A 26,387-nucleotide genomic window follows, 5' to 3' on the forward strand; every position below is an offset into this window, starting at 1 on the left:
CCTTTGCGACCACTCAGGACTCTGCTGGCCAATTCAGCCTCGGCAGCTCACGCCGCTCCGGTCGTGTCCTCCGGCCGTCACCGATGGGATGATCTTGGATTGTGGTCGGGGTGGTCTGGGACCTCGCTCCGTGGCCTACGAGACCTGCGAGCACAAACGGAGCAGCGCCAAGCCGGCGCGGTTCCGGCGGCGAACCCTGGACAACGGCACCCGGCCAACACCGGCCACCGGGCGGGTGGACGCTTCTGACCTGGTCGCCAATCGCGGCGCCCTCGACGCCGCCGCGGCCCCCGAACGGATCGAGGCAGGGCCCGGGCGGCGGCGTGGTGCCGTCCACCCGACCGGCACCGCTGCGTTTGTGCTAGCAGCTCTCGTAGGCCACGAAACAGGGCCTACACCCGCCCTTGACAACCCCGAGATCATCAATCGGGGTGGGGAAACCTCGCAGAACCGAATTGGCCAGCAGAGTCACTCAGCTGCGGGCATTGGTGCTGACACCGAGCACGGCATCACGGTTGTCGGTCGCGACCTCCAGAATCGCTAGACGTCTCCATCCGGGTCCACGAAGTGAAGACCGGATTGCGTGCCAGCGAGAACGGCCCGTTGATGATCAGGGTGGTGAGCACGCCGAGGACCGCTACCGCCGTCCCGGCTGCCCGCAACCAGGGCGCCGGCCCTTTCGGGCCGCGGCGAGCTGACCTCAGCTCGCTTCGAGGACGAAGAAGATGAAGCACAGAAACGCCGCCCGGCCATTGAGGTGGGGCGGCATCAGCTCTCGCGGCGCGTCGGGGGAGACCGGTGGTTCGCTGATGACCGAGAGCCGGAAGCTCGCCGCGGTGAACGCGTCCGTCATGGCATGCAACGGTCGATGCCAGAACGTCAGCACCGCGTTCTGGCCGTTGAAGGTGTACTCCTCCGAATGCTCCGTGACGGCGAAATAGTCGGCGCTGGGATTGACCAACTTGTAGATGGTGGGGTGGTTCACCGACAGGATGAGGCGGCCGCCGGGCTTCAGCACGCGCCGCAGCTCAGCCAGGGGTGCCGTCCAGTCTGGTAGATAGTGCAGCACCAAAGATGCGACGACATCGTCGAACGCACCGTCGGCGAAGGGCAGTGGCTGGCTGAGGTCAGCCACCCGCAGATCAGCGTCCTTGCCCAGCCGCTGCCGCGCCAGCTCGACCATCGCCGGGCTCGAATCGAAGCCGGCCATGATGGCACCCTTCGCGCGCAGCGCAGCGGACAGCGGCCCCGAGCCACATCCGGCGTCGAGGATGCGGCGGCCATCGACGTCCCCGGCAAGGTCGATCATCGCCGGTCGCTCATAGTAGGCGTTGAGCAGGCTGGACTCATTCTCCGCCGCGTAGCTCTCGGCGAAACTGTCGTAGTGGGCCGCCGTCATCAGGTCCTCGCTTTCGTGCTGTCCTGGTCGATGGAGCGATGGCTATCGTATGAGCCGGACCGTCCCGGTACACCCTGAGGAGCGCCGTGAGCACCCTGTTCCAGCCGTACACGCTGCGATCGTCGACCATCCCCAACCGGGTCTGGATGGCCCCGATGTGCCAGTACAGCGCCGCCGCCTCGGGCCCCGAGACCGGCGTACCCGGCGACTGGCACTTCGCGCACCTGGCCGCCCGCGCCGTCGGCGGGGTGGGCCTGATCCTGACTGAGGCCACCGCGGTCACCCCCGAGGGGCGCATCAGCCCCAACGACCTGGGCATCTGGAACGACCAGCAGGTCGCCGGGTTCCGCCGGATCACCCGTTTCCTCACCGAGCAGGGCACCGTCCCGGGGATCCAGCTCGCCCACGCCGGGCGGAAAGCATCGACCGACCGCCCGTGGCTCGGCGGTGCGCCGCTGCCCGCGGAGGCCCATGGGTGGACCCCGGTCGCTGCCAGCCCACTGCCCTTCGACGACGCCCACCCGGTGCCCGGCGAGCTGACGCTGGACCAGATCGGTGAGCTGGTCGCACGGTTCGCGGACGCGGCGCAGCGTGCCCGGGAGGCAGGTTTCAAGGTCATCGAGGTACACGGCGCCCACGGCTATCTGATCAACCAGTTCCTCTCTCCACACAGCAATCACCGCACCGACCAGTACGGGGGCTCCTTCGCCAACCGCATCCGCTTTGCGCTGGAGGTGGTCGATGCGGTACGGGCGGTGTGGCCGGACGAGCTGCCGCTGTTCTTCCGCATCTCGGCCACCGAATGGCTCACCGAGAACCCGCAGGATGAGCGGGACGGTTGGACCGCCGACGACACCGTACGGTTCGCCCACGAACTCAAGGCGCACGGCGTGGATCTACTCGACGTCTCCACCGGCGGCAACGCACCTCGCGCGCGCATCCCCGTCGCCCCCGGTTACCAGGTCCCCTTTGCCACCCGGGTCCGGGTCGAGACCGGGCTGCCGGTCGCCGCCGTCGGCCTAATCACCGAGTTCGAACAGGCCGAGAAGACCATCGCGAACGGCGAGGCGGACGCCGTCCTGCTCGGCCGGGAGCTGCTGCGCAACCCCTACTGGCCGCGGCACGCCGCCCGCGCGCTCGGCGCCGACGCGCACATCCCGAATCAGTACCTGCGATCGGTCTGAGCTACCGGCTGCCGGCGTCGTCGCCGGCTCGTCGGTGGTCCACTGGCCGGTTTGACGAAATGATGTGGTCGACGCTGCGCCGGGTGCTGCCCGGAGTCGACCTCGATGAGCTGTCGAGCCTGGGCCGGCCGCTCTTCGAGCAGCGGCCACGCATGCTGACCGAGGCGGCCCGGACGATCGCCGACCGGTGGCCAGGGGTGGAGCCACGCTGGCTGGGTGACGCGCTCAGCGTTCAGGCGTTGGCGGCGAGGACCTCGGCAGCTGCCCGCCGGCCGGACCGGACAGCACCGTCCATATAGCCGTTCGAGACTTCGGCGGTCTCGGCGCCGGCCCAATGGATGCGGCCCACCGGCGCCGCGAGCGCCTCCCCGTACGCGGTCCAGGCGCCGGCCCCGAGCCGGCCGCCGTAGCAGCCGCGGGTGTGCTCCTCCGCCATCCAGTCCAGCTCGACGTACTCGATCGGCTCCGCGGCGGCGTCGCCAAAGAAGCGCACCAGGCTGTCGACCACCAGCTCGCGGCGCCGGTCAGCGGTGAGCTCAGCGGCTTGCCGGGCGTGCGCTCCTTCGAAGAAGCCGGTGAGCACCCCGCTGGAACCGTCCGGGGGCGAATTATCGAAGGTGAACCCCAGCAGGTCGTCACAGCTGAGCACCTGTCCGCTCAGCCCAGCCTCGCGCCAGAAGGGGGTCGGGTAGCCGGCCTGGATCTTGATGACGCACCCCATCGGCAGCTGCTGGGTAAGCCCGTCCCGCGGGGCGGGCATCGGCGGGTCGTACCGCAGGCGGCCGGCCAGGGTGGGCGGTAGCGCCACGATGACCCGCGCGGCGGAGACCTCACCCCGGTCGTAGGTCACCGTCACCCCGCCGTCGCGCTGCCGGACCACCGACACCGCGGCGTCCAGCTGAAGGCTGCCTGGAGGTAACTGCTCGGCGAGCCGCTCGCTGATCCGGTGGGACCCGCCCACCACCCGCGCCTCCTGGTTGCCGCCGGTGGTGGCGGCCAGGTTGTCGAGGCTGCCGTTCGACCGGACGTAGAACAGCACGTGCAGCAGCGCCAGCTCCCACGGCTCGGCGCTGAACAGGGCCTCGGTCAGCAGGTGGAAGAAGCGCGCCGCCTCCGGATCGTCGGTGGTCGCGGCCAGCCAGGCGGCGAAGGTCTGCCGGTCCAGCGCCAGCGCATCGGGAGTCAGCCACGGCGCCGAGAGGGGCACGCTCGCGGCCAGCGACTCCAGCTCCTCCCCCACCCGCGCGATCTCCGGCAGGGACGCCTCCGGCATCCCGAAGGTCTGGTCCCGGTAGCGGGTGATCGTGCCGTCCCGGATGGTGAGGTGGTGGCCCTCGTCGTAGGTGGGGAAGGTGGCCAGGCCCAGCTCGTCGAGGAGTGCGAGGACCTCGGTCTGCTGCGGCCCCACCCATTGGCCGCCCATCTCCACCACCGCGCCGGTGCCTAGAGTGTCGCCGGTGGTTCGGCCACCCACCCGGTGCCTGGCCTCCAGCACCTGCACCGATCGGCCCGCGCCCGTCACCTCACGGGCTGCGGTCAGCCCAGCGATCCCCGCTCCCACCACGATCACATCAGCGTTGCCCATGGTGCTGCCCCCCGACATAGGCTCACCCGGCTAGCTAAATACGAGCGTACTCCGGCCCGCCGCCTGGCGGAGCTCATCCCTCGGCGACGGGCCTCAACCCGGCAACGCGTCAGCCACGACCGGGGTCGACGGGCGACGTCGTCGGCGACCATACAATGTCACCGGGCTGGAGAGGAGAGTCCGTGCTGATCGTCGATCTGGTGACCGCCGAGCGGGTACCGCACGGGGTGGTTGCCAGGTGAGAGCGGTAGTGATCGCGGCGGCGGTGGCCTTTCTGGTTTCGCTGCTGGCAACCCCCCTGGCCATCAAGGGTTTCACCCGGCTGAAGTTCGGCCAGCCGATCCGGATCGACGGGCCACAGACCCACCTGGTCAAACGGGGCACCCCCACCATGGGTGGAGTGGTGTTCATCGCGGCCACGCTGCTCGCATACGTCGCCGGGCACCTGGCCCTGACCACCCTGCCGGACTCGCAGATCGCCCAGGTCGGGCCGACCATGACCGCACTGGTGCTGCTGGGTGTCTTCGTCTTCAGCGGCGCCATCGGCTTCATCGACGACTTCCTGAAGGTCCGCGAGCGCAACAGCGTCGGCCTCAGCGAACGGGGCAAGCTGGTAGGCCAGTTGCTGGTCGGGTGGCGTTCGGCGTCGTGGCGCTCACCTTCGAGAGCACCAACGGACAGACCGTCGCCAGCACCACCCTGTCGTTCGTGCGCGACATCGACTGGCTGAACCTCACCACGTACGGCGCGGTCGCGGTCTTCGTCCTGGTAGTAATGGCGACCACCAACGCGGTCAACCTCACCGACGGGCTGGACGGGCTCGCCACCGGCGTTTCGATCATGGTGCTAGCGGCGTACGGGCTGGTCGCGTTCTGGCAGTACCGGCACTGGTGCGCCGACAATGCGCCGGAGGGCTACAACTTCAGCGGCACCCAGTACTGCTACGAGGTACGGGACCCGATCGAGATCGCCATGATCGCCGCGGCCGCGGCCGGAGCGCTGGTGGGCTTCCTCTGGTGGAACGCCTCCCCAGCAAAGATCATCATGGGCGACACCGGCGCGATGGCGATCGGTGGCCTAGTCGCGGCGATGGCGATCGCGACCCGCACCGTGCTGCTCCTGCCGATCATCGGCGGACTCTTCGTGATCATCACGATGTCGCTGGTCATCCAGCGGATCTCGTACAAGACCACCAGGAAACGGGTCTTCCTGAACTCCCCGCTGCACCACCACTTCGAGCTCAAGGGGTGGAGTGAGGTCAACGTGGTGATCCGGTTCTGGATCATCGCGGGGATGGCCGCCGCGATCGGGTTGGCGATCTTCTACGGCCATTTCCTGGCCGCGACGACCTGATCGGCAGGAGCGGGCGCCCGCGCGGCGTTGGCCGGTCGGCCCGGCCATGGCGGTACCGGTTCACGGTGTGCAGCGCTGCGCCAGCTCCGAACCGATGCGGCCGAGTTCGGCACGGACCGACTCCGGCTCCACCACCTCGATGGTCGCGGTGACCCGGCCCCGTGTTTGGAGCACCAGCAGGGCGGCTACGAGACGGTCGGCACGCATACGTTGATTCTGGCAATGAAAGTGCTCAGTTGATGAGCACTTTATCCGCGATGCTGACCCGTGACAGATGATCGACTCATCGAAGGGAACCAGCCAGATGCTGCGAGGACTTGCGACCGTCAATTACTTCGCTGACGACATGGCGGCGGCCAGGACGTGGTATTCCGAACTACTCGGCACCGAACCGTACTTCGAGCGCGCCGAGCACGAGGGGCGTATCGTCGGCCCGGACGACCCCAACTTCGACCGGTCCAAGGTGGGGTACATGGAGTTCCGGATCGGGGACTACCTGCACGAGCTGGGCATCATCGACCGCCGGTACGTGCCGCACGCCTCGATGCCCGGGCCGGCCGGAGTGGTCGCGTACTGGCACGTCGACGACCTGGACTCCGCGTTCCAGCGGCTGCTGGCCCTCGGTGCCACCGAACACGATCCGCCCACCCCGAGGGGGCCCGGTTTCGTCACCGCCTCGGTGGTCGACCCGTTCGGCAACATCCTCGGCATCATGTACAACCAGCACTACCTGGAGATGCTGGGTACCACATGAGGCAGTAGCATGCCGGTCCATGGTCTACCAACCGCCTCCGCCCGCAACCCCGCCGCCGATGCCGAGTCCGCCGACGCCACCGCGGCGGCGGACCGGCGTCGTGGTGGCGATCGTCGTGGGCGCGACACTGCTGGCGTGCGGCGCGTTGGTGGTGGTGGTCGGCGGCGCCAGCGTCCTCTATCTGCGTAGCTCTGAAGAGGCCGGCCAGGCTTCGGGCGGCTTTGATGAAGCCGCTGGCACCTGGCAGGAGCAGGCCGCGGCGATCGACGGCATCATCGACTACTGGAGCGTCCGGCCGGACCTGGTCGAGGAACGCCGCCACTCCCCCGGGCCGGTCGACTATGACGTGTTGCCCCCGGTGGCCGGCCAGCATCACCCCACCTGGCAGAACTGCCAAGGCGACATCTACGACGCGCCGATCGCCAACGAACACGCGGTCCACAGCCTGGAACACGGTGCAGTGTGGATCACATACCGACCCGATCTGCCGGCCGATCAGGTCGCCACCCTCGCCGGGCACGTCGAGGGGACGGAGAAGCTGTTCATGAGCCCCTTCCCCGAGCAGGACGCGCCGATCTCGCTACAGGCGTGGGGTTACCAGTTGCAGGTTGACGACGCCGATGACTCCCGGATCGCGGACTTCATCCGGGTGTTGCGGGTCAACGCCTCGCTGGAAGGGCCCACCGCCACGTGCGGGGGCGGGGTCACCACCACCGGCACCGTACCCGTCGGGTAGCGGCTCGACAGCGACCTGGCGCACAGCCTGTAAGCCGGCCGGTTATGCGCGAGGACGAGCCGGCACCGCCGGGGACGTCGCCCCGCCGCTACGCCCGGCGGTAACAGGCCACCGCGACGCCGCCAGCGAAAGCCGCCAGGACCAGCCAACCGCCGGCGTCGTACTCCTGGCTCTCCGGTTGCCGCAGGCCGCGGTCGTCTACCCGCACCAGAAAGATCGAGCCGACCGGGTGGTCTGAAGTCTCAATCACCGCCACCCGCTCCACCACGCTGTCGATGATGACGTACACGCCTGCCGCGCCGTGGTCGACCACCTCGGTGCGAACCAGCTCGGCAGCGGAAGCTGTCAAGCTTGATGAGACACCAGTTACTCACGATATCTGTGTGGTCGCTGGTGGTTCGTTGATCCATGCCGCTCCGGGGATGGTCGGTGGCGTGGGTCGGCTACGGAACCGGTCCGGGTTGGCGGCGTAGGCGGCGTCGAGGACCTTGGCCCGTTCCTCGCGGATCTTCTCGACAGTGCCGAAGTGGACCGACGCGGGGGTGTGCAGCCCGATCCCGCGGTGTCGATGATCATGGTTGTAGTAGGTGAAGAACTCGGCGCAGAACGCGCGGGCGTCAGCGATGGATCCAAACCGGCCGGGGAACGCCGGACAATGCTTGAGAGTCTTGAACTGCGCCTCCGAAAACGGATTGTCGTTCGACACCTTCGGTCGGGAGTGGCTACGGTCAATGTTCAGGTCGGCCAGCAGCGCGGCGACCGGTTTGCTGGTCATGGCAGTGCCGCGGTCAGCGTGCACCGCCCTGGGCGCGACACCGATGCGGGCGATCGCCTCGGCGATGAATTCTTCAGCCAGCTCACCGGACTCGCGGGCGGCGACCTGCCACCCGACCACATACCTGGAGTAGATGTCGATCATGACGTACAGGTCGTAGTACACACCCCGATGCGGCCCGTGCAGTTTCGTTATGTCCCAGGACCAAATTTCGTTGGGCCCGTGGGCGACCAGCTCCGGGCGCACCCTGGGCGGGTGCTGGGCTTGGCGGCGCCGCTGCCGTACCTCGCCGCGTTCGCGCAGGATGCGGTACATGGTCGACTCGGAACACAGGTAGACACCTTCGTCGAGCAGGGTGGCCCACACCTGCGCCGGGGACTTGTCGGCGAACCGCTCCGAGTGCAGCACCGCAGCCACCTGATCCCGCTCAGCGCGGCTCAACGCGTTGGGCGGAGCCGGCCGCGGCGGCCGGGCCTGACCCGCTGGCGCTGGCCGTAACCTGCGGTAGTGGCTGGAACGCGGCTTACCCAACAGCCGACATGCCTGCTGAATGCCGGTGACCGGCGCCAACTCGACAAACGCTTCCTCGGTCACTTGCTCGACCTGTTTTCGCGCGTCGGCTCCGCGCTCTCGGAGAGCATCCCCAAGAGCGCGTGTGCTTTTCCCACCACGTCAAGCGCGGCTTTGGTACGCGCCAGCTCCGCGGCCATTCGTTCGTTGTCACGGCGTAGCCGCTCCAGTTCGACCTGCTCCCGGCTGCGCTGGGGCTTGCGTCCCGGCCTCGGCGTCGGCCCGGACAACGCACCGGCATCGCGCGCTTTGCGCCACTCGATCAGATGGGAGTGGTACAGGCCCTCGCGGCGTAGCAGTGCCCCGCGGGCACCCGACTCGGTCAGCGCGTCGTACTCAGCCACGATCGCCAGCTTGTACTCGTTGGTGAACACCCTGCGCTTGGGACGCTCAGCCCGCGGCTCCAGATCGGCATTACTCATGGTCATCGCTCTCGATGGTCCTGTCTCGCCCTGCTCGATGGTCAGTTCAGGAGATTACCCTGTCCCATGTCCCACCCGAGCCTGACAGATAGGGCAGCGGCGACCCGGGCCTCCCCCGCCCGCTGTAATGGCACATATGCCACACTGGCCGCGATCGCCACCAGCGCGAACAGGACCGCAGCGATGCGCCACTGCTTCCGAGTGGACGCCCTCGCGCTGGGGCTTTTGACGCCGGTGGAGCGCAGCACGGTCCAGCACAACGCGATCTCGAATCCCGCCGCGACGGCCTTCACCCACCAGGCCTGCGGCAACTCCAGCCACCCGGCGAGCGCGAACGCGGCCCCGAAACCGATCACCAACCATCGGGCGGTCGTTCGATGGATGAACGCGGCCACCACTGTGGCCAGCAGCAGACCTAAGCTGGTGAAACCGATCGGCTCGGACACGCAAGGATCAATCACAGTGCAGGGTCGCCAGCTCACCACTTCGCCGACGTAGCCCACGACCACAAACACCACCGCGCCAGCAAGCGTCAGCAGACCCGGTATCGGTCCCCAGGCCCACCACGGCTCCATTTCATCCATGCCGACAACCTGCCGTACCAGGGTGGCACCGGCAAGTCAGCCGAAGTCGGTTGAACACCTTCGGTCCCGGCGCAGGTGGCGACGCCGCGACCCGCTCAACCCCGCGCAGTGCGACGCCTCGATTCGCGCTACCTGTTTCGTCGGCGCAAGGCGGCGATGAGGAGCACCGCGCCGACCACAGCGGCACCGACCACCAGCAGACAGAGCAACACGAGCAGATGCCACGGCCTCAACGCGCCCATCAACCGACCGTACGTCACCGGTGCCCGATGCCACCAGCGCCCGGTCAGGAACGTCTGGCACTTCGAGTGTATGAGGAGGAGGTCGTGGGGTACCGGTACCGGAGCGCACGTTGTGACCCGAGCATGAAGGAGTTCTCCGTGAATAACCAGCAACCCCCACCGACAACCACCGACGCCGGAGCGCCGGTCGCCAGCGACGAACACTCGCTCACGGTCGGCCCGGACGGCCCGCTGCTGTTGCAGGACCATTACCTGATCGAACAGATGGCCAACTTCAACCGGGAGCGCATCCCGGAGCGGCAACCCCACGCCAAGGGCGGCGGCGCCTTCGGCACCTTCACGGTCACCCAGGATGTCAGCGCCTACACCCGGGCGGCGGTCTTCCAGCCGGGCGCCGAGACCGAGGCGATCGTCCGCTTCTCCACCGTCGCCGGCGAGCGCGGCAGCCCGGACACCTGGCGCGACCCGCGCGGGTTCGCCGTCAAGCTCTACACCAGCGACGGCAACCTCGACATCGTGGGCAACAACACCCCGATCTTCTTCATCAAGGACCCGATGAAGTTCCAGCACTTCATCAGGTCCCAGAAGCGCCGGGCAGACAACAACCTCCGCGACCACGACATGCAGTGGGACTTCTGGACCCTGTCGCCGGAGTCCGCGCATCAGGTCACCTGGTTGATGGGCGACCGGGGCATCCCGCGCAGTTGGCGGCACATGAACGGGTACGGCAGCCACACGTACATGTGGATCAACGACAAGGGTGAGCGCTTCTGGGTGAAGTACCATTTCAAGACCGACCAGGGGATCGAGTTCTTCACCCAGCACGAAGCCGACCAGATGGCGTCAGCGGACACCGACTATCACCAGCGGGACCTCTTCGACCACATCGCCGGTGGGCAGTTCCCTTCCTGGACGTTGCAGGTGCAGATCATGCCGTTCGAGGACGCCAAGACCTACCGGTTCAACCCGTTCGACCTGACCAAGGTCTGGCCGCACACCGACTACCCGCTGCATGAGGTGGGCAAGCTGGTTCTGAATCGCAACGTCACCGACTACCACACGGAGATGGAGCAGGTGGCGTTCGAACCGAACAATGCCGTGCCCGGGACCGGCCTATCCCCGGACAAGATGCTGCTCGCCCGCGGGTTCAGCTACGCCGACGCCCACCGGGCCCGGCTCGGGGTCAACTACAAGCAGATCCCGGTCAACGCAGCGAAGGTGCCGGTGCGCAGCTACACCAAGGATGGCTCCATGCGGGTCCACAACGTCACCGACCCGGTGTACGCGCCGAACTCGTACGGCGGCCCGGCGGCGCAGCCGGAACGAACCGACGACGGCGGCCTGTGGTATGCCGACGGGGAGATGGTCCGGGCGGCCTACACGCCGCACGACGAGGACGACGACTGGGGTCAGGCCGGCGCCCTGGTCCGGGAGGTGCTCGACGACGACGCCCGGGATCGGCTGGTCGACAACGTCGTCGGTCACCTGCTCAACGGGGTGAGCGAACCGATCCTGCGGCGGGCGTTCGAGTACTGGCACAACGTCGACAAGGATCTCGGCGACCGGATCGAGGCCGGCGTCCGAGACAAGCAGGCAGAGCTGGATCCCAAGGCCGGTCAGCAGGCCAACCCTGCCCGTTCAAGCATGCAATCGAAGGCGTGAACCGGCGGTCGGCGTCAGGAATCTGCCGGCCTACGCGCGAGGACGAGCCGGCACCGGGGATCGCCGCCCCGGTGCCGGCCCAGGGCCGTCAGGTCGACGGTGGTCGGGGTGAAGCCAGCCGCCGTCAGGTCGTCGTGGACTGCGGGCAGCGGGCTGGTGCGGTAATACATCACGAAGGGCGGCCGCCACACGGTATTGCGAGCCCGCATCGCCAGGTCGAAGCCGAGCGTGGCCCAGTGCGAGACCGAGGTACGCGGCGGGGACGCGCCGATCGGGAAGGCGAAGAGCCCACCGGGCCGCAGCGCACGGTACACACCTTCGAAGAGTGCCGGCCGTTCGGCGGGCAGGAAGTGCCCGAGCGCTCCGAAGGAGACCGCCAGATCGAAGGCCCCGGCGAACGGCATGGCCCGGACGTCGGCCCGCACCCAGGTGGCGTCCGGATGCGCGCTGCGCGCCTGGGCGAGCATGCCGGCGCTGAAGTCGATCCCCGTGATCTGCCCTCGGCACAGCCGTTGCAGCACCGGCATGCCCGCGCCGGTGCCACAGCAGACATCCAGCCCGTCGCGGAACGGGCCGAGTTTGGAGAGCGCCTGGGTGGTTGCCGCCAGAATGGGTTCCGGAGTGCGAAACGGCGTGTGGTCGAACTTGGGAGCGAGCAGGTCATAGCCGCGCTCGACGGATGAGAACGCTTGGACGCACAGTTCACGTAACGACGGGCCCTGCGGCGAGAACACCAGCCGAGGATACCTGCCGTGACGTGGTCACCTGGTTCAGCGCAGCTGCGCACCGGCCAACAGCAGCGGAGTGGGCTGCCCGGCCCAGGTCCCGGTCAACATAGGTCCGGCCGTGCGGGCGTCCGCATCCAGGACGCGCACCACGGTGAACTCCCCGCGTCGACGGCGACGATCGTGGGGTCCCCGTCCGTGATGCGCCGAACAGTGCCGACGGCGGGCGGTTCGGCCCCGGGGACGCCGCTGCCGGTGACGGTCATAGTCCGCGCTCTCCGCTCCAGCCGGCCATCGTTCTCGACAAACTCCTCCGCCTGACCGGTGGCGCCGACGATCGCGTTGGCCAGCGCCGCGACGTAGACAGGATCGGCGCACGCGTCGTACACCCACCGCGGGCCGAGCACGGAGTGCTCGCAGGTGCCGACCAGCCAGGCATCGCTTCCCCAGCGCTGGCGCGGTCGTGGCTCCCACGCTCTGCTTGGTGGGCTGAGTGGTGCCCATTTTGCTGGGATCGACCCACTTTGGCGCCCTCGCTGATCACCACTCAACCCACCAAGCCGGGAATGTCCGGCCGAGAGTCCGCTCGATCACGGCGCTGGGTCGGCTGCGACCGCCTTCATGAGCGTGCGCATGGCCTGTTGGCGGGCGGTGAAATCGGAGAGCGACTCCTTCGCGGTCACGTAGCGGAGGCTGTAGAGCACCGCCCAGAGCAGGGTGGTGATCCACTCCGTGCTCAGCGTGGCGTCGATGCTGCCATCGGCATGACCCCGAGCGAGCGCGGCGTCGATGCGGTTGTCTTCCTCGCTCCGCTCTTCCCCTTCCTCGGCGGCCATCTCGTTGCTCCACCAGAAGAGGATGTCCAAGCTGCCCATGAGTTCGCCGCACAGGCGACGGAAGGCATCGAGCCCGCTACCTTCGTCGAGCCGAGCCCGGGCAACCGCCTGCTGCCACTCCTGCTCGGCGAGTGCGCCGATGGCTTCCTTGAGCGCCGCGCGGTCGGCGAAGTAGCGATGGAAGGTGCTGCGGGAGACGCCTGCCTTGGCGGCGATCTCCGCCAGCGGAGCACTCGGGTGGGCGGCGAGGACCTCGATGCCGGCCAGCATGATGGCGCGGCGAGTGCGCTCCGCAGTGCTGCTGAGCTCGGACATGCACCTCAGCGTACCGGAGAGCGCCGCCCCATGATCGGCCACACCTTGACAATAATGAGACATGTATGTCCTAATAACGGTCATGGCATACTCGGATCAGGCCGTCGAAGTCTCCGACGGCGAGACCCCCGCGGCGTCGACGGCGGCCCGGCTGGCGATCCTGTGGTCCTTCGCGCGGCCGTACTGGCGAGTGCTGGCCCTTGGTCTCGTTCTCTCGCTGGCGGTCTCCGCCATGGGCCTGGCCAGCCCGATGGTCACCAAATGGGTCCTGGACACCCTCGCCGTCGACGGCTCGCTCCGCGACCCGGTCCTGGTGCTCGTCGCCCTGCTCATCCTCGGGGCGGTGATCGGCTGGTACCAGTGGGTCATGCTCGGCAGGCTCGCCGAGGACGTCGTCTACGACGCGCGCCAGCGCATGATCCTGCGCTACCTCGGCGCCCGGGTCTACGAGCTGCTCAAGCGTGGCCCGGGTGAGCTGGTTACCCGGGTCACCTCGGACACCGTCCTGCTGAACCAGGCGGCGTCATCGTCGGTCATCGGCCTGATCAACGGCACGATTATGATCATCGGCTCGCTGGTGCTCATGGGCCACCTCGACCTCGTACTGCTGTCGACCGCCCTCGCCGCGGTCATCGTGGTCTTCGTCATGTTCAGCGTGCTGATGCCGCAGATCTCCGTAGCGGAGGAGAAGGCCCAGGCCAGCTTGAGCGACCTCGGATCCGAACTGGAGGGTACGGTCCGGGCGATCAAGACCGTGAAGTCGTCCGGAGCGCAGCCACGGCGATTCGCCAGCCTGATGCGCCACGTCGGTGAATCGCGGCAGCACAGCCTGCGTTCGGTGCGCATCCAGGCCGGCGCGTGGACCATCGCCGGCATCGGACTGGACGGCGCGGTCATCATGGTCCTGGCCGTGGGCGCCTACCGGGTGGCCGACGGACAGATGACCATCTCCGCGCTCGTGGCCTTCCTGCTCTATGTCTGGGGGTTGACCGGGCCCATGATGGAGCTGACCCAGAATCTGACCACGCTGCAGTCGGGGATGGCCGCCGCCGGCCGGATCAGCCAGATCGAGCGCATCCCGGTGGAGGAGCCGGCCGACGACCTGACGGTGACCTCCCCGGCGCGCACCACCCACTCCGTGGGCACTGCCGAGCAGCGGCGGGAAGTGTCGGGGCCGGCGGACGAGGCTGGGCGCGACGCTGACCGCGCGGCCACCTCGCCGATCCTGGAGTTGTCCGGGGTCACGGCGCGCTACTCTCCCGATGCCGCCCCCGCGGTGGCGGGGATCGACCTCACGATCTCCCGGCGTGGGCACGTGGCGCTGGTGGGCCCGTCCGGAGCCGGTAAGACCACCGTGCTCTCGCTGCTGATGCGCTTCCTGGAGCCTGAGAGCGGCGAGATCCGACTGAACGGCGTGCCGTACGCCGAATTGGGTCACGCGAGAATCCGGTCGGCCTTCGCCTATGTAGAACAGGAGACGCCGGTGGTCCCGGGCACCGTGCGCGACAACCTGCTCTTCGCCAACCCGCACGCTACCGACGACGAGCTCGCCCAAGTGCTGCGCCGGCTGCACCTGAGCGACCTGGTCGAGAGCCTTCCAGAAGGGCTCGACAGCAGACTCAGCGACACCAGCGTCTCCGGCGGGCAACGCCAGCGCATCTCGCTAGCCCGGGCGCTGCTCGCCGATCCGCGGATCCTGTTGCTGGACGAGGCCACCGCCCAGGTCGACGGCATCACCGAAGCCGCGATCCACGAGACCATCACCGAGATCTCCGAGCACCGCACGGTGGTCACCATCGCCCATCGACTATCCACCGTCATCGACGCCGACCAGATCGTCGTCATGGACGCCGGCCGCGTCACCGCACTCGGATCACACCAAGAGCTGTTGGAGTCGACCCAGCTCTACCGGGACCTGGTCGCCGCACTGCGCATCGAGACCAGGAGCGCCGCGGTGCCCTCGGTCACGATGAGCTGAAGGCGGCGTCGAAGGCGGCGGCCGGTGGGTCGAAGGCGAGCCGGCGGACGTACTCAAGGGCCTCGGGGGCACCTATGAGCCGGTCCATGCCGGCGTCCTCCCACTCGATGGAGATGGGTCCCTGGTAGCCGATCGTGTGGAGCATGCGGAAGCACCGTTCCCAGGGCACGTCGCCGTGGCCAGTAGAGACGAAGTCCCAGCCCCGCCGCGGGTCGGCCCACGGCAGGTGCGAACCGAGCCGGCCGTTGCGACCACTGCCGGTCTGCAGCTTGGTGTCCTTGCAGTCGACATGGTAGATCCGGTCCCGGAAGTCGTACAGGAAACTCACCGGGTCGCGGTCCCGGAGGCGGCGGCGTCCGATCCACCCCCGCTCCCCGAGCCGGTCAGCTCGGGTGGGCAGCGAGGTTCGCGGGCGCCGACTCGATGGCCAGCGTGGTCCGCAGGTACTCGGCGATGCCGGCGAGCCCGGTGCCGGCGGACCGGACTCACCACCAGTATCCGCCGCCGGACCCGCGGCACACCGAAAAGCCCGGAATTCGCAGCGGGCGGGCCGGCACTGTGGTCGGGGGCTGCATCCGCACCGTTGTGGCCTACGACTCATGGGATGTGGCCGGTGATTGCGGGTTCTACTCGGTGCTCCGTCGAGAGTCTGTCGGCCACCGCCCGGTCGGTGTCTTCGGTGACCAGGTCGGCGTTGATGTGCGCACCGGCCCGGGCGCCGTCCGCGGCCGCCGCACTGACCTGAGCGGACAGATCGGCGGCGTTGCCGGCGACCCACACGCCGGGAACTCCGGTAAACCCGGTCGGGTCCGCCGCGATGTAGGAGCCCATCGGGTGCTCGGTCGGTTGGATGCCGATGCCCGCGAACACCTCCACCCGGGCGACCATCCGCGGCGCCACCACCACGGCGTCGACCGCTACGACCCGGTCGTCATCGAGCCGGACACCGCGCAGTCGATCACCCTCGACCGCCAACTCGACGACCTCACCGGTGATTACGGCGATGCCGAGGGCGTCGAACTTCGCCCGGTCCTCCGGAGCGACCCCACCACCATGGGCGAAGAAGCGCACATCGTCGGTCCACTGCCGGAATAGCAGCGCCTGGTGCACCGAGAGCGGCCCGGTCGCCAGCACCCCGACCCGGTGGTCGCGCACCTCCCACCCGTGGCAGTAGGGGCAGTGGAGTACGTCGCGTCCCCACTGCTCCCGCACTCCGGGCACCGCTGGCAGCTCATCGACCAGCCCGGTGGCGATCAGGAGCCGGCGCGCGCGAAGTCGGCCCCCGCCGCGGCGGGTCACCACGAAATCCGGCGCAGTGCCGGAGGCGTCGCTCACCTCACCCTCGATGATCTCCCCGCCGTAGCCGACGACCTCCGCGCGACCACGCGCGAGCAGCTCCGCCGGGTCGACTCCGTCGAGGGCCAGCAGGCCATGGACGCCGGCTGCGGGCGCGTTCCTGGGCGCGCCGGCGTCCACGACCGTTACCGAGCGCCGGGCCCGGGTCAGGGTCAGCGCCGCGCTCAGTCCCGCTGCGCCGCCGCCGACGACCACGACGTCCCGCACGATCTCCGCCTGTTCCGCCATCACGCCTGGCTCCTTTGTCGTCCTAGTTAGTTGGTCCTAGCTAGCTGGTTAAGGACGACTGTGACCCACCATGCGACGAACTCGCAAAGCTTCTTGCCGAATGGCAATATTGGGAGCATGGCTGAGTTGTCAGACCGCACGCTCGACGCGGTAGGGACGAGACTGAAGCACCTCCGGCAACGCCGCGACCTCACCCTCGCCGAGTTGGCGGCGGAGACCGGCATCTCCGCGAGCACCCTCTCTCGGCTCGAGACGAGCTTGCGGCGACCCACCCTTGAGCAGCTTCTGCCACTCGCCCGCGCCCACGGCGTCACCCTCGACGAGTTGGTCGGAGCGCCGCCGACCGGCGACCCCCGCGTCAACCTGCGCCCCATCACCAGCGACGACGGGGCGACCATCCTGCCGCTCACCCGCCGACCGGGCGGCATCCAGGCCTACAAATTCGTGCTACCGGCCGGGGTCGACGACCGGGAACCGGATCTGCGTACCCATGAGGGCTACGACTGGGTCTATGTCCTCAACGGCACCCTGCGCCTGGTCCTCGGCGAGCGGGACCTCCGGCTCGACCCCGGGGAGGCCGCCGAGTTCGACACCCGCATCCCCCACTGGTTCGGAGCTACCAGCTCCGGACCGGTCGAGTGTCTCAGCCTCATCGGCCGGCAGGGGGAACGCGTCCACGTCCGCGCGGCACCGCCCACCGGACCCACCGAGTAGCCGGACCCTCCGAGTAGCCGTGCCGCCACCCTCGCCCGGCACCACGCGAGCCACCCGGGTGCCGGTGCCGATCAGGTGAGGATGACCAGCTGCTGGGTCGCCCTGGTCATCGCGACGTAACGGTCGACCGCGCCCGCGGTGCCGTCGCCGAACCCGGCCGGGTCGATGAGGACGACCAGATCGAACTCCAACCCTTTCGACAGCTCCGGAGCGAGCGACCGGACCCGTGGCCTCGCCTGGAAGGTGGGGTCGCCGATCACGCAGGCGATCCCGTCGGCGTGGTCGGCGAGCCAGGCGTCGAGGATCGACTCCAGCTCCGCGACGGACCCGTGGCCGACCGGGAGCCCGCCGCTGCGGATGGAGGTCGGCACGTTGGCGTCGGGGAGGACGGCCCGGATGACCGGCTCGGCCTCCGTCATGACCTCCTGCGGGGTCCGGTAGTTGATGGTCAGCGAGGCCAGGTTGATCCGCTCCAGGCCGATCCGCTCGATCCGCTCCTGCCAACCCTCCGGGAAGCCGTGCCTGGCCTGGGCCCGGTCCCCGACGATGGTGAAGCTCCGGGACGGGCAGCGCAGCAGCAACATCTGCCACTGCGCGTCGGTCAGCTCCTGCGCTTCGTCCACCACAATGTGCGCGAACGGGCCGGCGAGCCGGTCCGGGTCGGCGGCGAGCAGCGGTGCCTCGTCGACTAGCGCAGCCTGGAAGTCTTCACCGCGCAACATGGACACCAGCCCGCCGCCGTACTCGTCGTCTCCGGCTTCGATCAGATCATCGACGACCCCGGCCATACGCTCGCGTTCGGCGGCGACGGTGGCGCGATGCCGTCGCTGCTCTCGCACCGCCTCCGGGTCGCCCAGTCGCTGCCTCGCCGCGTCCAGCAGCGGCAGGTCGGAGACCGTCCAGGCCTGGGGGTCAGCGCGCTGGAGCTTGCGCACCTCGTCCGGACTGAGCCAGGGAGCACACTTGCGCAGGTACGCCGGGACCGACCACAGGTCGCCGACCAGGTCGGCCGCGACCAGCAGCGGCCATGCCCGGTTGAACGTCGTCTGCAGCTCCCGGTTCCGCGCCAGCGACCGGCGCAGCAGACGGTCCGGTTCGTCGCCGTCGTACTTGTCGATCAGGATCGTGAGCAGCTCCTCCCAGATCTGCTCACGCGCCTCGTTGTGCGGGGTGCCGGGGCCCGCTGCCCGGAAGGCGTCGGCCCAGTCGTCGGCGCTCAGCCAAATCTCCGACTCGCCGACGGCGACCGTCATCCCGTCGGTGGGCGGCTCCTCGTAGAAGCGGACGGCCGGCTCGATCGCCTTCACCAGCTCCGCCGACGACTTCAGCCTGGCCACCTTCGGGTCGGTCTCGTCGGTCGCCGACACCCCCTCGGGGACAAGATCCCGCAGGGTGCAGCTCTGCACTCCCTCCTCGCCGAGGCTGGGCAGGACATCCGCGACGTAGGCCAGGTAGGGCTGGTGTGGGCCGACGAAGAGCACCCCGCCTCGACGGTGCCCGAGGCGCGGGTCGGAGTAGAGCAGGTAGGCGGTGCGGTGCAGCGCGACCACGGTCTTTCCGGTGCCTGGACCGCCGTCGACGACCAGCGCGCCCTGCGATCCCGCCCGGATGATCGCGTCCTGGTCGGCCTGGATGGTGCTGAGTACGTCCCGCATCTGGGCCGAGCGGCTGCTGCCCAGGCTGGCGATGAAGGCAGACTGGTCGTCGAGCGCGGCGGCGTGCCCGGCGAACCCGTCCGGGGTGAAAACCTCGTCCCAGTAGTCGCTGATCCGGCCGCGGGTCCAGCGGTATCTGCGGCGGCTCACCAGGCCCATCGGGTGGGCGTGGGTCGCTGCGAAGAATGGTTCCGCCGCCGGCGCGCGCCAGTCGAGCAACAGCCGGCGACCCTCGTTGTCGGTAAGGCCGAGCCGGCCGACGTACACCGGTTCGGCGCCGTCTGCGTCGACGATGTGTCCCAGGCACAGGTCCAGGCCGAAGCGCTGCAGCACCCGCAGCCGGGCAGTCAGCCGGCGGATCTCCGAGTCCCGTTCCATCGCCTGCTGGCCGATCCCGCCGGGCGCCCGACGTGCGGCGTCCAGCTGGCCGGACAGGTCGGCGGACAGCTGGTCGAGGCGTTCGGCGATGGCCGCGAAGTGCTGCTCGTCGCGGGAGGTGAGCGCCGGGTCGGCCTTGGCGGAAAGCCGGTCGGGAAGATCGAACACGCTGGTAGTCAGGTGGTTCACGAAAATGGCTCCGATCTGAGGTCACCGGCCCCTGCTCGCCAATATTTCTGCAGGTCCTGGCCGTGGCCTCGCAATTCTGCAGCATTACCCCGGCCTTGCCGCAAGGCCCCATCCGCGCTATAAAGTAGAGAGGGAGGAGAAATCAGCCATGAGCCTCCCTCAGCCACGGGTCAGCAATTGTGGGGAAACGACCTCGGGCGACCCTGGTCTGGGTCTAGCCTCGGAGGGTCGACAGGACTCCGTACGCCAATGTGTGGGGGGGACCACTATGCCGTACGTGACCGTGGGCCGTGAGAACACGGCTGACATCAAGCTCTTCTACGAAGACCACGGGTCAGGCGACCCGGTGGTGCTCATCCACGGATTCCCACTCAACGGCGCTTCCTGGGAGAAGCAGACCCGGATGCTGCTCGACGCCGGCTACCGGGTGATCACCTACGATCGGCGCGGCTTCGGACAGTCCAGCCAGCCCGCCATCGGCTACGACTACGACACCTTCACCGCCGACTTCGCCGCGCTGATGGAGCAGCTGGACCTCGCCAACGCGACGTTGATCGGCCACTCGATGGGCACCGGCGAGATCACCCGCTATCTCGGGCGTTACGGCTCTGACCGAGTGCGCCGGGCCGTCCTGCTCAGCCCGCTGCCGCCGTATCTACTCAAGACCGACGACAACCCGGAGGGGGTGGACCGGAGCGTCTTCACCGAGTTTCAGGAGACCATCGCTCGGGACCGCCCGTTCTACATCAAGCTCTTCTTCGACACCTTCTTCAACGTCGATGAAACCCTCGGCAAGCGGCTGAGCGACCAGGCCTGGCTCGCCCACTTCAACGTCGGCATCACCGCCTCGGCCACCGGCACCTACCAATGTGTCGACGCGTGGCTTACCGACTTCCGAGACGACGTACGCGCCATCGATGTGCCGGTGTTGGCGATCCAGGGCACGGTCGACCGGGTGCTGCCGATCGACTCGACGGGGCGACGACTGCCCGGCATGATGCCGGATGTCGAGCTGATCGAACTCGAAGGCGCCCCACACAGTCTGCCGTGGACCCATGCCGAAGAGGTCAACCGCGCGATCGGCGAGTTTCTCGCCCGCTGAACCGGCGGGTCCACCACGACCGCCACCGCCGCCGCCTGCCCGGTCGCGGCCCGTCGGGCCGCCCGGTGGGCGGTGGGCGTTCGGCCGTGCCGGAGACCCCACCGTCCGCAGCGGAACCATCTGGCTGCCGGTCTCTGCCGAGCTGGTCCTTGGTGGTCGCCGTCTCGCCACGGGCCCAGGCGGTGATGGTGCGGCTGGCGTGGGGCCGGCGGGCGGTGGCGACGATGATCAGGTCACCACTGCGTACCCGGGTCCGTGGCGTGGGGATCAGGGTACGTCGGCGCCGGACGATCGTGGTGATCAAACCGTGGGGCGGGGGGATTTCGACGAGCTGCCGGCCAACGATCGGGAGATCCTCGGTGACGTGGACCTCGATCAGCTCCGTGTTGATGTCGCTGATCGGGATCTCTTCGGCTACTGCGACGCCGTGTGGCCGCTTGTCGCGTAGCCCGAGCCAGCCGGCGACCGCGCTGATCGTGCTCCCCTGCACCGCGGCGGACACCAGCACGACGAAGAAGACCATGTTGAAGATGAACTGCCCCTCGGGGTAGCCGGCCGCGAGCGGAAAGGTCGCTAGCACGATGGGTACCGCGCCGCGGAGGCCTACCCACGACGTGAACGCCAACTCCTGCCACCGGTAGCGCAGCCAGATCAGGCAGAGCAGCACCGCGATGGGGCGGGCGAGCAGCACCAGGATGGCAGAGACCACCAGGCCCGGCCCGATCACGGAAGGCAGCTGGGTGGGGAAGACCAGCATGCCGAGCATCAGGAACAGGCCGACCTCGGCGGTGCTGGAGAGACCTTGATGGAAGGTGCGGATGCCTCGGCGGTGCAGTGGGACGCGGGCGCCGACGAACAGGCCGGTGACGTAGACGGCGAGGAACCCGGAGGCGCCGACCGCGGCGGCGGTGCCGTAGGCGAGGCCAGCGATGCCCAACGCGGCGACCGGGTAGACCCCCGCGGGGCCGAGGTTGACCCGCATGAGCAGCCAACTCGCGGCCACCCCGAGCGCGGCGCCGATGATCGCGCCGCCGAGCAGCTGGACGAGGGCGAAGGTTACCCAGTCGCCGGCGCCAGGATTCGCGCGCCAGGTCTCCAGCAACCCGATGGTCAACATGATCGCGATCGGGTCGTTGGCGCCGGACTCGACCTCCAGCAGCGAGGCCATCTTGCGGGGTAACGGCGCTCGGCGCAGCATCGCGAAGACCGCGGCGGCGTCGGTGGAGGCGACCACGGCGCCGATCAGGAACGCGGTCAGCGGCTCGACATCGAGCAGGAGGTAGGTGCCGCCACCCACCACGGCAGCGGTGATCAGCACCCCGACGGTCGCCAGCAGGCTGCCGGGCAGGGCGGCCTGTTTGAGGTCGCCGGGTTTCGTGGTCAGCCCGCCCTCGTAGAGGATGAGCAGCAGCGCGACGGTGCCGCCAATCTGTGCAATGCGGGGGTCGGCCAGGCTGACCAGGCCGAGCCCGTCGTCCGCGACGAGCATCCCCAGGGCGAGGAAGAGCAACAGCCCGGGCAGCCGCACCCGGGTCGCGAAGGCCGCGGCGAGGACCCCGGCGACCAACAGCGAGGCGATGAGTAGGATCCACCAGTCGGCAGGCAGCTGCACACTCACTGGGCAACCTCAGCGGATCTCGCGAGGTTAGCGGCGGGCTGTCGATCTAGCAGGCAAGGCACGACACTAAGGTACGTGACTACGGTGGATGATGTTCCGACGCGTGTGCTAGTGCCGTTGGACGGGACCGCGACCGCGCAGCGGGCGCTGCAACCGGCCGCACGGATCGCCCGTCAGTTACGGCTGCCGCTGGAGTTGGTCACCGTGCAGGACCCAGTGTATGAGCGGTGGGCCCGCGACCTCGATGGTCTCGCGGAGGCTACCGACTACGCCGACGTCGAGGTGGAGGTGGTCAGCGGCGGCTGGCCCGGTGACGTCATCGTGGACCTGACCCGGGAGCATCCGGGCACGCTGGTGTGCCTGGCCGCCCGGCACCGCGACCGGGTCGACCGGCTGATGTTGGGCAGCGTCTCCACCCACATCATCCAGAACGGTGTCGGCCCGGTGCTGATCGTCGGGCCCGGGTTCCGGCCCGAGTCGTCGCGGTCGGACTACCACCGGCTGCTGGTGTGCCTGGACGGCTCACCTCGTGCGGCGGCGGCGGTGCCGACCGCGATGCGCTTCGCCGCCCACGCCGGTTTGCACGTCGATCTCGTGCATGTGACCGACTCGGTCGATGAGCCGGCCGCGCCACCGAGCGAACACGAGCACCTGGCGGCGGCGGCGCGGACCCTGCGCGCCGCCGGGGTTGATGTCGGCACCACGCTGCTCGCCGGCGAGGATCCGGCCGGCGAGGTCGCCCGCCTGCTCAGCGAAGATCGGGAGACCATCGCGGTGGTGGGCACCCATGGCCGCACCGGCGTCGCCCGGATGCTGCTGGGCAGCGTCACCATGGACCTGATCGAACGCAGTCCGGTGCCGCTGCTGATAACGAGGACCAGCTGACCGCCGCCTCGCCGCCACGATGACGTGAGCAACCCCCGTGGCCTAAGCTCAGTGTCTGACTCAGACCCTGTCCCCGGCGGGCGGGAAGGTGCGGTGGCCGAGAGACTGGCAACAGCGGACGATCCGCCGACGCTCGCCGCGCCGAGCTTCGTCGGCCGAGGTCGGGAGGTCGCAGCGCTCTCCGATGCGCTGGCCCGACCGCCTGCGGTGGTGCTGGTCGAGGGCGAGCCGGGGATCGGCAAGAGCAGGCTGCTCGACGAGGTGCTCACGGCGACCGCGACCCGGTCGACGACGTTGATGGCGGTGAGCCCGCCGCTGCGGCACTCACTGACCCTCGGTCCGGTAGTCGACGCCCTGCGCCAGGCCACTGTCCAGATCAAGGGGCTGGAACTCAGCGCACTGGCCGGCGCCCTCCGACCGCTATTCCCAGAGTGGTCGCAGACCCTGCCGCCACCGCCGGAGCCGCTGCCCGACGCCGGGGCCGCCCAGCATCGACTCTTCCGAGCACTGGCTGAGCTGGTCGACGCCCTGGGCGTGGAGCTCGTCGTCCTTGAGGATGCGCACTGGGCCGACGACGTGACGTTGGAGTTTCTGCTCTTCCTGGCCGCTCGGCAGCCAGCCGGCGCGCCCAGCCTGCTGGTCAGCTACCGGCCGGAGGAGCTGACCGACCAGTCGCTGCTGCTGCGGCTGTCGTCCCGGCTACCCGCCGGCAGCACGCAGCTGCGGATGGCGCTGGCTCCGCTGGACCAACCCGCGACCGCCGCACTGGTGTCGTCGATGTTGGATAGTGAACCGATCTCCGACGAGTTCGCCCGCTACCTGCATGAACGGACCGCGGGTGTGCCGCTCGTCCTGGAAGAGTCGGTCCGGCTGCTGCACGACCGGGCGGATCTCGTCCTCCGCGACGGCCAGTGGGTGCGGTTGAGCGTGCACGAACTACAGGTTCCGCCCACGGTGCGGGACTCCACCCGAGAGCGGGTCGGCCGGTTGTCCTCGGTGGCGCAGCAGGTTCTACGCGCGGCCGCGGTGGTGTCCGAACCCGCCGCGGAGTCGGTCCTCGCCGCCACCGCCGGCCTGGCCACCCGATCCTGCCAGGCCGGGATCGTGGCCGCAGCCGCCAGCGGGCTACTCGCGGAGACCGACCCTGGCCGGTGGCGGTTCCGGCACCGGCTCGCCGCCAGCGCGGTGTACGAGTCGATCCCGAGCGCGGAGCGCTCCGCCCTGCACCTACGGGCCGGTCGGGCGTTGGAACGACACCAGCCACCGCCGGTCGCGCAGCTGGCCCGGCACTTTCGGGCGGCCGGGGAGACCGCCCGGTGGGCCCACTTCGCCGAACTCGCCGCCGGCCGGTCCATCGACTCCGGCGACCACTCCGGCGCGGTCGAGCTACTCATCGAGCTGCTGCGCCGCGCCCCCCTGCCGCCGGCCGACCGGTCCCGAATCGCCGCCACGGCGGCCTCGGCGACGCTGGCCCGCCGGGAGCCGGTCGACGAGCTGCACCACGAGCTGGTGCGAACGCTGCGCGCCACACTCGACTCCCCCGACCTCACCCCGCAGCAGCAGGCGGAGATTCGCAACCCGCTCGGCCGGCTGCTGATCAACCAGGGGGAAGCCGAGGCGGCGCTGTCTGAGCTGGCGCAGGCGGTGACCTACCTCGACCGCGACCCGATGGAGGCGGCCCGCGCGATGACCCTGCTCGGATGGGCGTACGCGGGGCCGTGGCCAGCCAGCACCCACCTGCGCTGGTTGCACCGCGCCGCCGAGCTGCTGCCCCGGCTGCGCACGACCGCCGAACGCCGGTCGCTGGCGGGCAACCGGGCGGCGGCGCTGCTGATGCTCGGCGAACAGGAGGCGTGGCAGGTGATCGCCGACCTGCCCACCGACGCGGCGACTTCGGTCGAGCGGCACGACGTGTGCCGGATCAACACGAATATCGCCACCGGCGCGTTGATCTGGGGCCGGTACCGGGAGGCGCGGGAACGCCTGACCGCCGCGCTCGCCCTGGCCGACGCCGAAGACCTGGTCCGACTGCGTTACAACATCCTGCTGGAGCTGGCCAATCTGGACTGGTTCACCGGCCACTGGGACGGGCTGGCGCGGCGGGCATCCGAGCTGGCACAGGCCGACCGGGACCGGCCGAGCACCTCGTTGGCGGCGGCCCGACTCGCTGGCCGGCTCGCGGCCGCGGCGGGCCAGTGGCGCACCGCCGAGCAGCGCTTCCAGGAGGTCCTAGCGGAGGCGAACCGCCACGGCGCAGTCCACGACACGGTCGAGCCCGCCGCGGCGCTCGCCCGGTTGCGGCTCGCCGAAGGGCAGGTCGACCGGGCGTTGCGGATCACCGACGAGCCGATCCGGGCGGTCGCCACGAAGCGGACCTGGCTCTGGGCGGTGGATATCGCACCAACCCGGGTGACCGCCCTGCTAGCCGCCGGAGACGTCGATGCGGCGACCCGGCTGGTGCGGCAGTTCGCCCGCGGACTGCACAAGCGGGATGCTCCCGGCCCCCGCGCGGCGCTGGCGGTGTGCCGGGCTGCGCTCGCCGCCGCCACCGGCGAGCACGCCCGGGCCGTGGCCGGATTCGCCCGGGCGGCCCGGGCATGGGAGGCCCTTCCCCGCCCGTACGAGGCGCTGCTTACCCGGGAGCGGCAGGCCGAGGCGCTGTTCGCCGGCGGCCACCCGGAGTCGGGCCGCGAACTGCTCTCTCAGGTCTACGAGCGGCTGTCCACGCTGGGCGCGCGTGGGGACTCCGACCGGGTGGCCCAGCGGCTGCGGGAGCACGGCGCGGTAGTGCCACGGCTGTGGCGGGGCGGCCGCAAAGGGTACGGAGACCGGCTCTCACCCCGGGAGCTGGAGGTGGTTCGGCTGGTGGTCGCGGGCAAGACCAACCGGGAGATCGGCCGGATCCTGGTCAAGTCACCGGCCACGGTTGACCAGCAGCTTCGTTCGGCCATGCGGAAGCTCGGAGTGTCGTCCCGGACCGCGTTGGCGGTCAGCGCGGTGGCGGCGGGGGTGTTCGCCGAGGAGGGCGACGCAGAGTCCACCGCGTAGTCGCCGCACGTTGAATAACGCATCCGCTGGATAGCGACGACCGCACCGGTGGCAGGAGCATGAGCTGCCATGAAGGTTGTCTGCTGGCCATCCG

At 69.3% G+C, this 26,387-nt stretch carries 22 protein-coding genes and 2 pseudogenes; 11 read left to right on the forward strand and 13 right to left on the reverse strand.

Annotation, left to right across the window (positions count from 1 at the left end; translation table 11 throughout):
• Nucleotides 1–700 precede the first annotated feature (700 nt).
• Nucleotides 701–1,309 carry a class I SAM-dependent methyltransferase gene (locus tag JQS43_RS15215; RefSeq protein ID WP_338037118.1) on the reverse strand — a complete coding sequence of 203 codons (609 nt, stop codon included), beginning with the start codon at nucleotides 1,307–1,309 and terminating at the stop codon, nucleotides 701–703.
• Between the two features lie 176 nt (nucleotides 1,310–1,485).
• Between JQS43_RS15215 and JQS43_RS15220 the strand changes: the two genes are divergently transcribed.
• The gene (locus tag JQS43_RS15220) at nucleotides 1,486–2,583 is read left to right on the forward strand and encodes an NADH:flavin oxidoreductase/NADH oxidase (protein ID WP_239675051.1); all 1,098 of its coding nucleotides are present in this window, start codon (nucleotides 1,486–1,488) and stop codon (nucleotides 2,581–2,583) included.
• A 59-nt stretch (nucleotides 2,584–2,642) separates the two neighbouring features.
• The gene (locus tag JQS43_RS15225; protein WP_239675052.1) at nucleotides 2,643–2,882 is read left to right on the forward strand and encodes a hypothetical protein; all 240 of its coding nucleotides are present in this window, start codon (nucleotides 2,643–2,645) and stop codon (nucleotides 2,880–2,882) included.
• Here the strand turns inward: JQS43_RS15225 and JQS43_RS15230 are convergent.
• On the reverse strand, nucleotides 2,816–4,186 hold the full coding sequence (locus JQS43_RS15230) for a flavin monoamine oxidase family protein (RefSeq protein WP_239675053.1): 1,371 nt from the start codon (nucleotides 4,184–4,186) through the stop codon (nucleotides 2,816–2,818). The two genes, JQS43_RS15225 and JQS43_RS15230, sit on opposite strands and share 67 nt — an antisense overlap.
• A 220-nt stretch (nucleotides 4,187–4,406) precedes the next feature.
• Here JQS43_RS15230 and mraY point away from each other — a divergent pair.
• Nucleotides 4,407–5,521: pseudogene (gene mraY, locus JQS43_RS15235) on the forward strand (phospho-N-acetylmuramoyl-pentapeptide-transferase).
• 60 nt (nucleotides 5,522–5,581) lie between these two features.
• Here mraY and JQS43_RS15240 read toward each other — a convergent pair.
• A complete protein-coding gene (locus tag JQS43_RS15240) occupies nucleotides 5,582–5,728 on the reverse strand; it encodes a hypothetical protein (protein WP_239675054.1) in 147 nt (48 codons plus the stop codon).
• Between the two features lie 97 nt (nucleotides 5,729–5,825).
• Between JQS43_RS15240 and JQS43_RS15245 the strand changes: the two genes are divergently transcribed.
• Both JQS43_RS15245 and JQS43_RS15250 read left to right on the forward strand, forming a co-directional pair.
• Nucleotides 5,826–6,275, forward strand: coding sequence for a VOC family protein (locus JQS43_RS15245; RefSeq protein ID WP_239675055.1), 450 nt, complete (start codon nucleotides 5,826–5,828; stop codon nucleotides 6,273–6,275).
• A 19-nt stretch (nucleotides 6,276–6,294) separates the two neighbouring features.
• Nucleotides 6,295–7,011: a DUF3105 domain-containing protein gene (locus JQS43_RS15250; RefSeq protein WP_239675056.1), complete on the forward strand. Its 717-nt coding sequence runs from the start codon at nucleotides 6,295–6,297 to the stop codon at nucleotides 7,009–7,011.
• A gap of 88 nt (nucleotides 7,012–7,099) precedes the next feature.
• Here JQS43_RS15250 and JQS43_RS15255 read toward each other — a convergent pair whose 3' ends face one another.
• The 3 genes from JQS43_RS15255 to JQS43_RS15265 form a co-directional block, all read right to left on the reverse strand.
• Complete coding sequence (locus tag JQS43_RS15255; protein WP_239675057.1) at nucleotides 7,100–7,360, reverse strand: hypothetical protein; 261 nt, start codon at nucleotides 7,358–7,360, stop codon at nucleotides 7,100–7,102.
• Between the two features lie 21 nt (nucleotides 7,361–7,381).
• Nucleotides 7,382–8,784, reverse strand: a protein-coding gene (locus tag JQS43_RS15260) for an IS3 family transposase (protein ID WP_239675058.1) whose coding sequence is annotated in 2 segments (ribosomal slippage) — nucleotides 7,382–8,454 and nucleotides 8,454–8,784 — 1,404 coding nt in all. Because the reading frame shifts where the segments join, the coding sequence is not laid out codon by codon here.
• A gap of 35 nt (nucleotides 8,785–8,819) precedes the next feature.
• On the reverse strand, nucleotides 8,820–9,362 hold the full coding sequence (locus JQS43_RS15265) for a hypothetical protein (RefSeq protein ID WP_239675059.1): 543 nt from the start codon (nucleotides 9,360–9,362) through the stop codon (nucleotides 8,820–8,822).
• Nucleotides 9,363–9,742: 380 nt separating this feature from the next.
• Between JQS43_RS15265 and JQS43_RS15270 the strand changes: the two genes are divergently transcribed.
• A complete protein-coding gene (locus JQS43_RS15270) occupies nucleotides 9,743–11,266 on the forward strand; it encodes a catalase (protein WP_239675060.1) in 1,524 nt (507 codons plus the stop codon).
• A gap of 14 nt (nucleotides 11,267–11,280) precedes the next feature.
• On the opposite strand, the gene JQS43_RS15275 is transcribed toward JQS43_RS15270, so the two are convergent.
• From JQS43_RS15275 to JQS43_RS15285, 3 genes are all read right to left on the reverse strand, one after another.
• Nucleotides 11,281–12,000, reverse strand: a complete 720-nt coding sequence (locus JQS43_RS15275) for a class I SAM-dependent methyltransferase (protein WP_239675061.1) — start codon at nucleotides 11,998–12,000, stop codon at nucleotides 11,281–11,283.
• Between the two features lie 95 nt (nucleotides 12,001–12,095).
• Nucleotides 12,096–12,542, reverse strand: coding sequence for a maltokinase N-terminal cap-like domain-containing protein (locus JQS43_RS15280; protein ID WP_239675062.1), 447 nt, complete (start codon nucleotides 12,540–12,542; stop codon nucleotides 12,096–12,098).
• A 39-nt stretch (nucleotides 12,543–12,581) separates the two neighbouring features.
• Nucleotides 12,582–13,142: a TetR/AcrR family transcriptional regulator gene (locus tag JQS43_RS15285; protein ID WP_239675063.1), complete on the reverse strand. Its 561-nt coding sequence runs from the start codon at nucleotides 13,140–13,142 to the stop codon at nucleotides 12,582–12,584.
• Nucleotides 13,143–13,224: 82 nt separating this feature from the next.
• Here JQS43_RS15285 and JQS43_RS15290 point away from each other — a divergent pair, with 82 nt between their 5' ends.
• Nucleotides 13,225–15,120, forward strand: a complete 1,896-nt coding sequence (locus tag JQS43_RS15290) for an ABC transporter ATP-binding protein (RefSeq protein WP_239675064.1) — start codon at nucleotides 13,225–13,227, stop codon at nucleotides 15,118–15,120.
• On the opposite strand, the pseudogene JQS43_RS15295 reads toward JQS43_RS15290, so the two are convergent.
• Both JQS43_RS15295 and JQS43_RS15300 read right to left on the reverse strand, forming a co-directional pair.
• Nucleotides 15,107–15,463 (reverse strand): annotated as a pseudogene (locus JQS43_RS15295) (sugar phosphate isomerase/epimerase family protein); the annotation flags it as partial. The gene JQS43_RS15290 and the pseudogene JQS43_RS15295 overlap by 14 nt on opposite strands.
• A gap of 254 nt (nucleotides 15,464–15,717) precedes the next feature.
• Nucleotides 15,718–16,704, reverse strand: a complete 987-nt coding sequence (locus JQS43_RS15300) for an NAD(P)/FAD-dependent oxidoreductase (protein WP_239679452.1) — start codon at nucleotides 16,702–16,704, stop codon at nucleotides 15,718–15,720.
• A 117-nt stretch (nucleotides 16,705–16,821) separates the two neighbouring features.
• Between JQS43_RS15300 and JQS43_RS15305 the strand changes: the two genes are divergently transcribed.
• The gene (locus tag JQS43_RS15305) at nucleotides 16,822–17,418 is read left to right on the forward strand and encodes a helix-turn-helix domain-containing protein (RefSeq protein ID WP_239675065.1); all 597 of its coding nucleotides are present in this window, start codon (nucleotides 16,822–16,824) and stop codon (nucleotides 17,416–17,418) included.
• A gap of 71 nt (nucleotides 17,419–17,489) precedes the next feature.
• Here JQS43_RS15305 and helR read toward each other — a convergent pair whose 3' ends face one another.
• Complete coding sequence (helR, locus tag JQS43_RS15310) at nucleotides 17,490–19,631, reverse strand: RNA polymerase recycling motor ATPase HelR (RefSeq protein WP_239679453.1); 2,142 nt, start codon at nucleotides 19,629–19,631, stop codon at nucleotides 17,490–17,492.
• Nucleotides 19,632–19,908: 277 nt separating this feature from the next.
• Between helR and JQS43_RS15315 the strand changes: the two genes are divergently transcribed.
• Nucleotides 19,909–20,742 (forward strand): alpha/beta fold hydrolase, encoded by an 834-nt coding sequence (locus tag JQS43_RS15315; protein WP_239675066.1) that lies wholly within the window; start codon nucleotides 19,909–19,911, stop codon nucleotides 20,740–20,742.
• On the opposite strand, the gene JQS43_RS15320 is transcribed toward JQS43_RS15315, so the two are convergent.
• Nucleotides 20,708–22,360 carry a potassium/proton antiporter gene (locus tag JQS43_RS15320; RefSeq protein WP_239675067.1) on the reverse strand — a complete coding sequence of 551 codons (1,653 nt, stop codon included), beginning with the start codon at nucleotides 22,358–22,360 and terminating at the stop codon, nucleotides 20,708–20,710. The two genes, JQS43_RS15315 and JQS43_RS15320, sit on opposite strands and share 35 nt — an antisense overlap.
• A gap of 75 nt (nucleotides 22,361–22,435) precedes the next feature.
• Here JQS43_RS15320 and JQS43_RS15325 point away from each other — a divergent pair, with 75 nt between their 5' ends.
• Nucleotides 22,436–23,245, forward strand: coding sequence for a universal stress protein (locus tag JQS43_RS15325; protein ID WP_239675068.1), 810 nt, complete (start codon nucleotides 22,436–22,438; stop codon nucleotides 23,243–23,245).
• A gap of 93 nt (nucleotides 23,246–23,338) precedes the next feature.
• Nucleotides 23,339–26,293 (forward strand): helix-turn-helix transcriptional regulator, encoded by a 2,955-nt coding sequence (locus tag JQS43_RS15330; RefSeq protein WP_239675069.1) that lies wholly within the window; start codon nucleotides 23,339–23,341, stop codon nucleotides 26,291–26,293.
• The last annotated feature ends 94 nt before the right edge of the window (nucleotides 26,294–26,387 follow it).

The sequence above is a fragment of the Natronosporangium hydrolyticum genome (genome assembly GCF_016925615.1).
Lineage (GTDB): Bacteria > Actinomycetota > Actinomycetes > Mycobacteriales > Micromonosporaceae > Natronosporangium > Natronosporangium hydrolyticum.